General features: G+C 71.0%; 14 protein-coding genes. 9 read left to right on the plus strand and 5 right to left on the minus strand.

Annotated elements, in window-relative coordinates; translation table 11 throughout:
- Positions 1–133: 133 nt before the first annotated feature.
- The 5 genes from QTI33_RS25865 (at position 134) to QTI33_RS25885 (ending at position 5116) form a co-directional block, all read left to right on the plus strand.
- On the plus strand, positions 134–787 hold the full coding sequence (locus QTI33_RS25865; protein WP_286509229.1) for a hydrolase: 654 nt from the start codon (positions 134–136) through the stop codon (positions 785–787).
- A gap of 16 nt (positions 788–803) precedes the next feature.
- Entirely contained in the window at positions 804–1097 is a 294-nt protein-coding gene (locus tag QTI33_RS25870; RefSeq protein WP_286509230.1) for a XapX domain-containing protein, read from the plus strand.
- A gap of 104 nt (positions 1098–1201) precedes the next feature.
- Positions 1202–3091, plus strand: a complete 1890-nt coding sequence (locus tag QTI33_RS25875) for an amidohydrolase (protein ID WP_286509393.1) — start codon at positions 1202–1204, stop codon at positions 3089–3091.
- Complete coding sequence (locus tag QTI33_RS25880; RefSeq protein ID WP_286509231.1) at positions 3091–3492, plus strand: DoxX family protein; 402 nt, start codon at positions 3091–3093, stop codon at positions 3490–3492. Before QTI33_RS25875 ends, QTI33_RS25880 begins: the two co-directional genes overlap by 1 nt.
- Positions 3479–5116, plus strand: coding sequence for an MFS transporter (locus tag QTI33_RS25885; RefSeq protein ID WP_286509232.1), 1638 nt, complete (start codon positions 3479–3481; stop codon positions 5114–5116). Before QTI33_RS25880 ends, QTI33_RS25885 begins: the two co-directional genes overlap by 14 nt.
- On the opposite strand, the gene QTI33_RS25890 is transcribed toward QTI33_RS25885, so the two are convergent.
- Positions 5113–5394: a hypothetical protein gene (locus tag QTI33_RS25890; protein ID WP_286509233.1), complete on the minus strand. Its 282-nt coding sequence runs from the start codon at positions 5392–5394 to the stop codon at positions 5113–5115. The genes QTI33_RS25885 and QTI33_RS25890 overlap by 4 nt on opposite strands.
- A gap of 107 nt (positions 5395–5501) precedes the next feature.
- Positions 5502–6455: a GlxA family transcriptional regulator gene (locus QTI33_RS25895; RefSeq protein ID WP_286509234.1), complete on the minus strand. Its 954-nt coding sequence runs from the start codon at positions 6453–6455 to the stop codon at positions 5502–5504.
- Positions 6456–6561: 106 nt separating this feature from the next.
- On the opposite strand from QTI33_RS25895, the gene QTI33_RS25900 reads away from it, so the two are divergent.
- Positions 6562–7557 carry an SLAC1 anion channel family protein gene (locus QTI33_RS25900; protein WP_286509235.1) on the plus strand — a complete coding sequence of 332 codons (996 nt, stop codon included), beginning with the start codon at positions 6562–6564 and terminating at the stop codon, positions 7555–7557.
- Between the two features lie 111 nt (positions 7558–7668).
- Entirely contained in the window at positions 7669–8397 is a 729-nt protein-coding gene (locus QTI33_RS25905) for an oxygen-binding di-iron domain-containing protein (RefSeq protein ID WP_286509236.1), read from the plus strand.
- Positions 8398–8412: 15 nt separating this feature from the next.
- Here QTI33_RS25905 and QTI33_RS25910 read toward each other — a convergent pair whose 3' ends face one another.
- A complete protein-coding gene (locus QTI33_RS25910; protein WP_286509237.1) occupies positions 8413–9444 on the minus strand; it encodes an RNA methyltransferase in 1032 nt (343 codons plus the stop codon).
- 87 nt (positions 9445–9531) lie between these two features.
- Here QTI33_RS25910 and QTI33_RS25915 point away from each other — a divergent pair, with 87 nt between their 5' ends.
- Positions 9532–9900, plus strand: a complete 369-nt coding sequence (locus QTI33_RS25915; protein ID WP_286509238.1) for a hypothetical protein — start codon at positions 9532–9534, stop codon at positions 9898–9900.
- A gap of 24 nt (positions 9901–9924) precedes the next feature.
- Here the strand turns inward: QTI33_RS25915 and QTI33_RS25920 are convergent, their stop codons facing one another.
- Both QTI33_RS25920 and QTI33_RS25925 read right to left on the minus strand, forming a co-directional pair.
- Positions 9925–10212: an acylphosphatase gene (locus tag QTI33_RS25920; protein WP_286509239.1), complete on the minus strand. Its 288-nt coding sequence runs from the start codon at positions 10210–10212 to the stop codon at positions 9925–9927.
- A 13-nt stretch (positions 10213–10225) separates the two neighbouring features.
- Positions 10226–10945, minus strand: a complete 720-nt coding sequence (locus QTI33_RS25925) for a pirin family protein (protein ID WP_286509240.1) — start codon at positions 10943–10945, stop codon at positions 10226–10228.
- Between the two features lie 139 nt (positions 10946–11084).
- On the opposite strand from QTI33_RS25925, the gene QTI33_RS25930 reads away from it, so the two are divergent.
- Complete coding sequence (locus QTI33_RS25930) at positions 11085–11993, plus strand: LysR family transcriptional regulator (protein WP_286509241.1); 909 nt, start codon at positions 11085–11087, stop codon at positions 11991–11993.
- Positions 11994–11996: the final 3 nt, after the last annotated feature.

Genomic DNA, 11996 nt, shown 5'->3' on the forward strand with positions numbered 1-11996 from the left:
TCGAGCGTCGGCCGCGACAACCGTACAAATAGCAAAATTCTCGCCTCATCGTTCAAGCCAGCCGGGTCGACGTCCATTAACCTCGGGCGGCTTCACTCCGCGGACGCGCTCCGCTTTCCGAAAGGTCACCGCCATGCCCATCACCGCCAAGCCCGCCCCGGGTGCCAAGCTGCTCACTCCCACCGACCACACCCTGGTCATGATCGACTTCCAGTCGCAGATGGCCTTCGCCACGCACTCGATCGAGGCCGTCACGCTGCGCAACAACGCGGCGCTGGTGGCGCATGCGGCGGCTGGCTTCGGCGCCTCGACCATCCTCACGACCGTGGCCGAGAAGAGCTTCTCGGGCCCGATGTTCGACGAGATCAAGGCCGCCTTCCCGGGCCAGGCGATGCTCGACCGCACTTCGATGAACACCTGGGAGGACGCCGCCGTCATCAAGAAGGTCAACGAGATCGGCAAGTCGCGCATCGTGCTGTGCGGGCTCTGGACCGGCGTCTGCATCGTCGGCCCGGCCCTGTCGGCGCTCGACCAGGGCTTCGAGGTGTACGTCATCGCCGACGCCTGCGGCGACGTCTCGGCCGAGGCCCACGACCGCGCCATGGACCGCATGGTGCAGGCCGGCGCCCAGCCCATGACCTCGCTGCAGTACCTGCTGGAACTGCAACGCGACTGGGCCCGCACCGACAGCTACGAGATGACCACCGGCATCGCCAAGAAGTTCGGCGGCGCCTACGGACTGGGCATCGTCTACGCCCAGTCGATGTTCGGCGCCCACGAAGGCTGAGCGGGTGGGGCGGGCCATGAAGCCTTACCTCGTCTCGCTGGCCCTCGGCGTCCTGGTCGGCGTGATCTATGCGCTGTTCAGCGTGCGCTCGCCGGCGCCGCCGATCATCGCGCTGGTGGGCCTGCTCGGCATCCTGGCCGGCGAGCAGCTGCCGCCGCTGGTCAAGCGCCTGTTCGAGCCGTCCCACGCGGCCAGCTCGTGGCTGCAGCACCAGGTCAAGCCCCACATGTTCGGCGAGCTGCCGCAATGCGCGAAGCCGGTGGACGTCGCGGCGGCCGACGCTGCGGCAGCGCACCGCGACACCCCATGACGGCCGACTTCGATCCCCGACGCCGCCGGCTCTTCCTCGGCACGCTCGGCGCAGCGCTCGGCGGCCAGGCCGCGGCCCAGCAACTCTCTCCCAGGAAACCCGACATGGTCGACACCCGAGCCCCCGAGCTCATCCTGCACAACGGCCGCTTCACGACCCTGGCGCGCAACAACCCGACGGCCAGCGCGGTCGCGATCCGCGACGGCCGCTTCACCCATGTGGGCCGCAGCGAGGACCTCCTGCCGCTGGCCGGCGCCGGCACCCGGGTCGTCGACCTCCATGGCCGCCCGGTGCTGCCCGGGCTGATCGACAACCACCTGCACATCATCCGCGGCGGCCTCAACTACAACCTCGAACTGCGCTGGGACGGCGTGCGCAGCCTGGCCGACGCCATGGCCATGCTGAAGCGCCAGGTCGCGATCACGCCGGCACCGCAATGGGTGCGGGTGGTGGGCGGCTTCACCGAGCACCAGTTCGCCGAGAAGCGGCTGCCGACCATCGCCGAACTCAATGCCGTGGCGCCCGACACGCCGGTGTTCCTGCTGCACCTGTACGACCGCGCGCTGCTCAACGGCGCCGCGCTGCGGGCCGTCGGCTACACGAAGGAGACGCCGGCCCCGCCCGGCGGCGAGATCGTGCGCGACAGCGCCGGAAACCCGACCGGGCTGCTGCTGGCCAAGCCGAACGCGAGCATCCTCTATGCGACGCTGGCCAAGGGGCCGAAGCTGCCCTTCGACTACCAGCTCAATTCGACCCGGCACTTCATGCGCGAGCTGAACCGGCTCGGCGTCACCGGCGCCATCGACGCCGGCGGCGGCTTCCAGAACTTCCCCGAGGACTACCAGGTGATCCAGCAGCTGGCCGACGCCGGCCAGCTCACGATCCGCCTGGCCTACAACCTGTTCACGCAGAAGCCCAAGCAGGAGAAGCAGGACTTCCTGAACTGGACCGCGACCTCGAAATACAAGCAGGGCGACGACTACTTCCGCCACAACGGCGCCGGCGAGATGCTGGTGTTCTCGGCCGCCGACTTCGAGGACTTCCGCCAGCCGCGCCCCGACATGGCGCCCGAGATGGAGGGCGAACTCGAGGAGGTGGTGCGGGTGCTGGTGCAGAACAAGTGGCCCTGGCGCTTGCACGCGACCTACGACGAGACCATCGAGCGCGCGCTCGACGTCTTCGAGAAGGTGAACCGCGACACGCCGCTGGCCGGGCTGAACTGGTTCTTCGACCACTGCGAGACCATTTCCGAGAAGTCGATCGACCGCATCGCGGCGCTCGGCGGCGGCATCGCCGTGCAGCACCGCATGGCCTACCAGGGCGAGTATTTCGTCGAGCGCTACGGCGCCGCCGCGGCCGAGGCGACGCCGCCGGTAAAGCGGATGCTCGAAAAGGGCGTCAAGGTGTCGGCCGGCACCGACGCGACCCGCGTCGCCTCCTACAACCCGTGGGTGTCGCTGTCGTGGCTGGTCACCGGCAAGACCGTCGGCGGCCTGCAGATCACGCCCCAGCGCAACTGCCTGGACCGCGAAGCGGCGCTGCGCATGTGGACCGAGAACGTGACCTGGTTCTCCAACGAAGTGGGCAAGAAGGGCCGCATCGAGGCCGGGCAGCTGGCCGACCTGGTGGTGCCCGACCGCGACTTCTTCGCCTGCCCCGAATCCGAGATCGCCGACACCACGGCCCTGCTCACGATGGTCGGCGGCAAGGTGGTCTGGGGCGCCGGCGAATTCGCCGGGCAGGACGAGGGCGCGCCGCCGCCGGCCATGCCCGACTGGTCGCCGGTGCGCAGCTTTGGCGGCTACGCGGGCTGGGGCGACAAGGAGGGCCGGCCGCTGCAGGCGACCGTGCGCCGCCTGGCGGCCGACTGCGCCTGCGCCAACGACTGCAACCTGCACGGCCACCAGCATGCGACCGCGTGGTCGAGCCGGCTGCCGGTGGCCGACCTCAAGAGCTTCTGGGGCGCCCTGGGCTGCGCCTGCTGGGCGGTGTGATGCAGCGGATCTTCACGCATCCCGCCGTGCGCTGGCTGGCGCTGCTGTTCCTGTGCGCGGCCTATCTGCAGGGCGGCTTCAACAAGGCGACCGATTTCGCCTCGGCCGTCGCCGAGATGAACCATTTCGGCCTGTCGCCGGCCGGGCCGCTGGCGGCGGCCGTGATCGTCTTCGAGTTCGGTGCCGCGCTGATGATCCTCACGGGCTTCCACCGCTGGCTCGGCGCCCTGGGCCTGGCCGGCTTCACGCTGATGGCCACCTTCGTCGCCAACCGCTTCTGGGAGCTGGCGATGCCCGAGCGCTTCATGGTCGCCAATGCCTTCTTCGAGCATTGGGGACTGGTCGGCGGGTTCCTGCTGGTCGCCTGGCACGACCTGAGGGAGCGCCATGAGCGCCGATAAAGCGGCGGGCGCCTCCGGCAGCTTCGCGCCGCTGCGCCAGCCGGTGTTCGCGGTCCTGTGGGCGGCCACCGTGCTCGGCAATGTCGGCAGTTTCATGCGCGACGTCGCCAGCGCCTGGATGGTCACCGAGCTGTCGGCCAGCCCGACCGCCGTGGCGCTGGTCCAGACCGCGGCCACCCTGCCGATCTTCCTGCTGGCGATCCCGGCCGGCGTGCTGTCGGACATCCTCGACCGGCGCCGCTTCCTGATCTTCATCCAGCTGGTGCTGGCGGCGGTCAGCGGCACGCTGCTGCTGCTGGCGAGCACCAAGTCGCTGACCGTCGAGTACCTGATCGCGCTGACCTTCGTCGGCGGCATCGGCGCCGCGCTGATGGGGCCGACCTGGCAGTCGATCGTGCCCGAGCTGGTGCCGCGCGCCGACCTCAAGAACGCGGTGGCGCTCAACTCGCTCGGCATCAACATCGCGCGCGCCATCGGGCCGGCGGCCGGCGGCCTGCTGCTGGCGAGCTTCGGCGCCGCCACGGCCTACGGCGCCGACGTGCTGAGCTATGTGTTCGTGGTCGCCGCGCTTTTGTGGTGGAAGCGGCCGCCGACGCCCGACACCGGGCTGTCGGAGCAGTTCTTCGGCGCCTTCCGGGCCGGCCTGCGCTATGCCCGCGCCAGCCACGAGCTGCACGTGGTGCTGCTGCGCGCGGCGGTGTTCTTCCTGTTCGCGAGCTCGGTCTGGGCGCTGCTGCCGCTGGTGGCGCGCCGGATGCTCGGCGGCACGGCGGGCTTCTACGGGCTGATGCTGGGCGCGGTGGGCGTCGGCGCGATCCTCGGCGCCTTGCTGCTGCCGCGGCTGCGCGCCAGGCTCGACGCCGATGGCCTGGTGCTGCTGGCCTCGCTGCTGTCGGCGCTGGTGATGGCGCTGCTGGCCGGCGCGCCGCCGCAATGGGCGGCGGTGCTGCTGATGTTGGTGCTGGGCGGCGGCTGGATCATCGCGCTCACCACGCTCAACGGCGTGGCCCAGGGTGTGCTGCCGAACTGGGTGCGCGGCCGCGGCCTGGCGATCTACCTGACGGTCTTCAACGGCGCCATGGCCGCCGGCAGCCTGGGCTGGGGCCTGGTGGCGCAGAAGATGGGCGTGCCGGCCACCCTGCTGGTCGGTGCCGCTGGCTTGACGGTGGTGGCCTTCGTCTTCCACCGCGTGCGGCTGCCGACCGGCGAGGCCGACCTGCAGGCCTCCAACCACTGGCCCGAACCCCTGCTCGACGCGCCGGTGGCCAACGACCGCGGGCCCGTGATGGTGCAGATCGAATACCGCATCCGCAAGGAAGACCGGCCGGCCTTCTTGCAGGCCCTGAAGGCGATGTCGATGGAGCGCCGCCGCGACGGCGCCTACGCCTGGGGCATCACCGAGCACACCCACGAGCCCGAGCGCCTGATGGAGTGGTTCCTGGTGGAATCGTGGGCCGAGCACCTGCGCCAGCACCAGCGGGTGTCGAAGGCCGACGCCGACCTCCAGCACGAGGCGGTGCGCTTCCACATCGGGCCGGAGGCGCCGGTGGTGCATCACTTCCTGGCGCTGGAACTGGACGCCGTGCGCGACGACCACGCCGCGGCGCCGGCTGCCGCGGCCTAGCCTGGATCGGCCGCCGCGCCGGGCCCGCCGGGGTCCGGCGTCGACGGTGCCGTGACCTGCTCCACGACACGGATGCGGCGAACCACGAGTTCGTCGATCTCCAGGCGCCGGATGCGGGCCCGGCCGACGACGAGCCGGCCGACGGACAAGGCGCCGATGGCCAAGGCACCGAAGGCCAGGGCGCCGACCGCGATCGAGCCCAAGGCGGTGGTGCCGATGGCCTGCGCGCCCGTCGCGGTGGCCGGGACGGCCCGGGCGCGGGCGGACCTGCGCTTCATGGCGATTCGCCTTCCGACAACGGCGCTGGGGGGCATCGGTTCCATGGCAACTCCTGGAGCAAACGTGGGCTGACCCGCATTCTGACGCGCGCGCACGGCGGCGGCCGTCAGGTCGCGAAGCGCCGCCTGTATTCCACCAGGCTCACGCCCAGACGCCGGCCGAAGGCGCGCCTGAAACCGTCGACGCTGGCATAGCCCACCGCATCCGCGAGCCGCTTGGCGGGCAGGTCCGACGCTTCGGCCAGGCGGCGGGCGGCGTCGATGCGCGCGTTCTCGACGAACTCGGCCGGCGTGGTCCCGGCCTCGCTGCGGAAGGTCCGCGCGAAGCTTCGCTCGCTCATGCCCGCATGGCGGGCCAGGGCGGGCACGGACAGGTCGTCCTTCAGGTTCGCCAGCACATGCGCCTGCACCTCGCGCACGCTGGAGCGCTCGGCCGTCTGCGCCGCCAGGTGGGCGCTGAACTGGCTCTGGCCGCCGGGGCGCTTGAGGAACATCACCAGTTCGCGCGCCACGCGCAGCGCGAGTTCGCGGCCGTGGTCGTCCTCCACCATCGCCAGGGCCAGGTCCATGCCGGCCGTCACGCCGGCGGAAGTGAAGAGCTTGCCGTCCTTCACGTAGATGGCGTCGGCCTCGACGCTGGCCAGCGGGCAGGCCGCCGCCAGCCGGGCCGTGGCGTTCCAGTGGGTCGCCACCCGCTTGCCGTCGAGCAGCCCGGCCGCCGCCAGCACGAAGGCGCCGCTGCAGACCGAGCCATAGCGCCGCACGGTGCGGGACTGGCGGCGCAGCCAGTCGTACAGCGCCGGGTCGCCGGCCATGTCCTCGATGTCGGGGCTGCCCGCGACCAGCAAGGTGTCGATGCGCCCGCGCTGGGTCGCCACGGTCGCGTCGACGGCCAGGCGCAAGCCGTTGCTGCTCCTGAGCAGGCCGGCGCCGGTGCCGATCACCTGCACCCGGTAGGCGGCGGGCCGGCCGAGCTGGCGCGCCGCCTCGGCGAACACGTCCGCAGGCCCGGCCACGTCGAGCAGCTGGACCCGGGGAAAGGCGAGGATGGCGATGCGCATGGCGGGAAAAGCCCGATGTTTGGCAGCAAACGCCCGCAGCGGGGCATGAAGCACGTCGGAGTTTGGCAGAAACTAGCAGCACCTGCAAATTCTGCCAAAGGACCCCATGCAAGCCCCGTCGATGGACCCCTCGCACCCGATCGCTGAACCGTCCAGAAAGTCCTCGGTTCGGAACCTGCCCGTCAACCTGTTCGCCTCGGTCATGGGGCTCTCGGGCCTGGCCCTGGCCTGGCGCCTGGCGCACGACCGCTTCGGTGCGCCGGGCATCGTCGGCGAGGCCATCGGCGCCTTCGCGCTGGGCGTCTTCGTGCTCGTCGCGCTGGGCTACCTGACGAAAATCGCCAGGCATCCGCAGGCCGTGCGGGCGGAGTTCCATCACCCGGTGGCCGGCAACTTCTTCGGCACCATCGCGATCTCGGTGCTGTTGCTGTCGGCGGTCGTCGAGCCCTACAGCGCGCCCGCGGCGCGGGCGAGCTGGACCGTCGGCGTGCTGGCGGCCTTTGCGCTCAGCTTCGTCGCCGTGTCGCGCCTGCTCAAGGGCCAGGTCGACGCCTCGCACGCGATGCCGGCCTGGCTGATCCCGGGCGTCGCGACGCTGGACATCGCCGTCACCGGCGGCCGCATGCCGATGGCCTGGGCCCCCGAGATCAACCTGTTCGCCGGCGCCGTCGGCGCCGTGCTGGCGCTGGTGCTGTTCGCGATGATCGTCAGCCGGCTGGTGCATCGCGACCCGCTGGCGCCGGCCATGACGCCGTCGCTGATGATCCTGGTGGCGCCCTTCGCGGTCGGCTTCCTCGCCTACGTCAACATCGTCGGCGGCATCGACCGGTTCGCCGCATTGCTCTTCTACTTCGCGCTGTTCATGTTCGCGGTGGTGGCGCCCAAGGTGTTCCGCCGCGGCATCGGGTTTTCTGCGGCCTGGTGGGCGATCGGCTTCCCGATGGCGGCGCTGGTCAACGCGGCCCTGAAGTACGCGGACTTCCGCGCCAGCGGGCCGCACGGGGTGCTCGCCGCGGTGCTGCTCGGCCTGCTGAGCCTCGCCTTGGCGGTTCTCACGGTGCGCACCGTGCGCAGCGCGCTCGACGGGGCGCTGTTCGCCTGAGCCGGGTCCGAGATCGGGCAGGGCCCTGCTCCAGGGCCCGCTGGGGTTGCATGGCGGCCGAGATGGGGTGCAGCATGGCGGTCCGGCCGACTTTCACCCAAGGAGCCCCGCATGATCACGAACGCCACCGCCGGCACCAACGTGCAGGAAATCGCCACCGGCATCTACCGCATCAACACCCCCGTGCCACTGCCCGATGGCCAGCGCTTCAGCTTCAACCAGTACCTGCTGGTGGACGACGATCCGCTGCTGTTCCATACCGGCCCGCGTCAGCTGTTCCCGCTGGTGAGCGAGGCGATCGGCCGCGTGGTGCCGATCGAGCGGCTGCGCTACCTGGCGCTGTCGCACGTGGAGGCCGACGAATGCGGCGCGATCAACCTGCTGCTGGCCGCCGCCCCGCGCGCGGTGCCGCTGTGCGGGCAGGTCGCGGCCATGGTCTCGATGGGCGACCTGGCCGACCGGCCGCCGCGTGCGCTGGCCGATGGCGAAGAGCTGGCGCTGGGGGCCCACACGGTGCGCTGGTTCGACATGCCCCATGTGCCGCACGGCTGGGAATGCGGGCTCATGATGGACACCCGCACCCGGACCCTGTTCTGCGGCGACCTGTTCACGCAGTCGGGGCCGAGCGAGCAGGCCTTGACCGAGGCCGACATCCTCGGCCCCAGCGAGGCCTTCCGCCAGCAGATGGACTATTTCGCCCACGCGCCGCAGACCGCGGCGCTGCTGGCCGGTCTGGCCGCGCATGCGCCGCAGGTGCTGGCCTGCATGCACGGCAGCGCCTGGCAGGGCGACGGCGGCGCGCTGCTGCGCCAGCTGGCGGAGGCGGTCGCGCCGCATTGAGCGCCGACGACGGGCCTACGGCGCCCTGTGCAGCAGCACCGGCACCGGCACCCGGGCGGCGCGCGCGCGCAACTGGCCGCAGCCGCCATCGACGTCCTGGCCGGCCGAATAGCGCAGCTTGGTGAGGACGCCGCGCGCGTGCAGCGTGCGGGCGATCTGCTGGCAGCGCTCCCACGACGGGCGGCCGAAGGGCACGCCGTCGACCGCGTTGAAGGGGATCAGGTTCAGCACGCCGTACTTGCCGGCGAGCAGGCCGACGATCCCCTCCATCTCGTCCTCGCCGTCGTTGACGCCTTCCAGCAGCGTCCACTGGTACTGGATCGGGTAGCCGGTCGCCCGGGCATAGCGCTCGCCGGCGGCGACCAGTTCCGCGGGCGTCAGGTTCGGCGCCCGCGGCAGCAGCTTCCTGCGCAGCGCGGCCTTGGTGGTGTGCAACGAAAGGGCCAGCGCCGGCCTGACGCGTTCCTGCTGCAGGCGCTCGAACACGCGCGGATCGCCAACGGTGGAGAACACCAGGTTCTTGTGGCCGATGTCGCCGGCGGTGCCGAGCAGGTCGATCGCCTCGATCACGTTGTCCAGGTTGTGGGCCGGCTCGCCCATGCCCATGAACACCACCTTGCGCACCGGGCGCCGCGCCCGTGCGAGGGCGACCTGGGCGACGATCTCGGCGCTGCCGACCTGGCGCAGCAGGCCGTCGCGGCCGGTCATGCAGAACTGGCAGCCGACGGCACAGCCGACCTGCGAGGAGACGCACAGGCCGTCGCGCGGCAGCAGCACGCTCTCGACGGTCTGGCCGTCCGCCAGGGCGACCAGCAGCCGCTCGGAGCCATCGGCGCCGGGATGGACCGCGTGGATGCGCGCCAGCCCCGCCAGCTCGGCTTCGATGGCCGGCAGGGCGGCCAGCAGCGAGGACGGAAAGAAGGTGTCCGGGCGGCGCCGGCCGCTGTCCCGGGGCAGGGCATGGGACCACAGCCGCAGGATCCGGTGCTCGTGGAGGGGGCCGGCGCCGGCATCCCGCATTCGCCGTTGGAGTTCGTGGATTCGCATGCGCTGCCAGGAAGAAATGGACAGATTGTGCAATGGGATCGCGAGGGTCCCTTCCCGCCCCGGCGCGAAGCTCATAGACTCGCCGCCATGCATATTGACAAGCGGGAACTTCTCACGCGGCCGCGCAAGCTGCCGGCGTTTTCGGTCGAGCTTCGCGCCCCGGTGGGCTTCGAATTCAAGATCGGCCAACGGTTCATGCTGGGCCTGCCGGACATCGACAAGCACATCGAGGCGCCAGGCGACGACGTGCCCCTCAAGCCGATGGACGGCGTCGAAGTCCGCGCCGTCACGGCGGCCACCCAGCGCAAGGTGCTGCTGCGCGCCCACTACAGCGGGGCCACCGTCAATGTGCTGGTCGTCGCGGTCGCGCCGACGCCGACCTATTCGGGCAATCGCGACGCGGTCTGGAAAGAGGCTGCCGCCACCGCCCGGGTCGTGTTCGGCGAGGCGGCGTAGCCGGCCGTCGAGCCTCCATCGCGTCTAGACCGTCGCGCGCTGTTCGAAGCCCGCGGGCGCCGGGGCCGGTCCGGGCGGCGCCAGCACATCCACCCGATCGACGCGCGCCTGCGGCGGGCCGCGCTGCGCCCACTGCACCAGCGCCTCCACCGCCGGGGCATCGCCGACCGCCAGGGCCTCCACCGTGCCGTCGCGCCGGTTGCGCACCCAGCCGCGCACGCCCAGCGCCTCGGCGGCCTGGGCCATCGACCAGCGGTAGCCCACGCCCTGCACGGCGCCGTGGATGAGCAGGTGCTTCTGGACGGCGGACATCCCGGCACTCTAGCTACATCGAAGGCCGTTCGCGCGGCCGCAGGTCGAACACCAGCACCTCGGCCTGGTCGCCCTTGGCGAACCGGAGCTGCCGCTCGTCGCGGATCCGGGCGCCGTCGCCCTGGCCGAGCCGCTCGCCGTTGACCTCGACGCTGCCGCGCGCCACGTGCACGTAGGCATAGCGGTCGGGATCGAGCTGCAAGGTGGCGCTCTCGGCACCATCGAAGAGGCCGGCATGGACGCGGGTGTTCTGGTGCACCGACAGCGAGCCTTGCGCGCTCTCGGGCGAGACGATCAGGCGCAGCTTGCCGCGCTTCTCGGCGGCGCTGAAGTGCACCTGCTGGTAGCGCGGCACCGCGCCGCGGACCGAGGGCACGAGCCAGATCTGCAGGAAGTGCACCGGGTCGGTCTTCGAATGGTTGAACTCGCTGTGGCGCACGCCGGTGCCGGCCGTCATCAGCTGCACGTCGCCGGGGCGGATGACCGAGCCGGTGCCCATCGAGTCGCGGTGCTCCAGCGCACCGTCGAGCACGTACGACATGATCTCCATGTCCCGGTGCGGGTGGGTGCCGAAACCCTGTTCGGGCGCCACCCGGTCGTCGTTGATCACCAGCAGGTCGGAAAAGCCCTGCTGCTTCGGGTCGTGGTAGTGGCCAAAGGAGAAGGTGTGGCGCGACTTGAGCCAGCCGTGGTCGGCGAGGCCGCGTTGGTCTGCCTTGCGGAGTTCGATCATGGGCGTTCCTTTTGGGTGGTTTGTTCGATTAAATTCACGATTCAATACGCCTAGTATCTCGCTCGCTCATCGGTATTATGCTGACATTTTTTCGCTTCTATGATCGATAATTTCGATCATAAAAAGCGAAGGAGCCCCCGTGCTGAAACTCAGCCTCGAAGCCATCGAACTGGTGGATGCGATCGCCCGCCATGGCTCGTTCGCCGCCGCCTCGGAGCGCCTGCACAAGGTCCCCTCGACCATCTCGTACGCCATCGGCCGGCTCGAGGAACAGCTGGGCATCGCGCTGTTCGTGCGGCAGGGCCCGCGCGTCAGCCTCACGGCCGCGGGGCACGAGATGCTGCGCGAAGGCCGCTGGCTGGTGGCGGCCGCCGCCGACCTCGAATCGCGCATGCGCCAGATCGCCACCGGCTTCGAGGCCGAGCTGCGCCTGGTGCACGACTCGCTGATACCGACTTCGGCGTTCAGCCACGACATCCGGGCCTTCGAGGACCTGAATTGCGGCACCCGGCTGCGCATCGCCTGCGAGACGCTGACCGGCACCTGGGAGGCGCTGCGCGATGGCCGGGCCGACCTCATCGTCGCCGCCGGCGACGGCCCGGGGGGCGGCGGCTACAAGGCGGTGTCGGTGGGCAGCCTCGACTTCGCCTTCTGCGTCGCACCCACCCACCCGCTGGCGATGCTGAGGCGGCCGCTGACCCGCGCCGACCTGCTCGACCACACGGCGGTGGTGGTCGGCGACGGCGCCCGTTCGATGTCCGACCGCACCATCGGCCTGCTGGCCGGGCAGCGGCGCATCACGGTGCCGTCGATGGCAGCCAAGATCGCCCTGCAGGCCGAGGGACTGGGCCACGGCTTCCTGCCGCGGGCCTGCGTGCACGCGGCACTGGCGCGCGGCGAGCTCGTCGAGCTGACGCTCGAAGAGGCGCGGACCGAAGAAGGCTTCTGGCTGGCCTGGAAGACCGGCACCGGCGCCGGGGAGGCGCTCAAGTGGTGGCGCGCCCGCCTGCAGCGGCCGCTGCTGCCGGACATCCTGCCGGCGGGCTGAGCG

This window comes from Variovorax davisae (assembly GCF_030316845.1).
In the GTDB taxonomy this organism is placed as follows: domain Bacteria; phylum Pseudomonadota; class Gammaproteobacteria; order Burkholderiales; family Burkholderiaceae_C; genus Variovorax; species Variovorax davisae.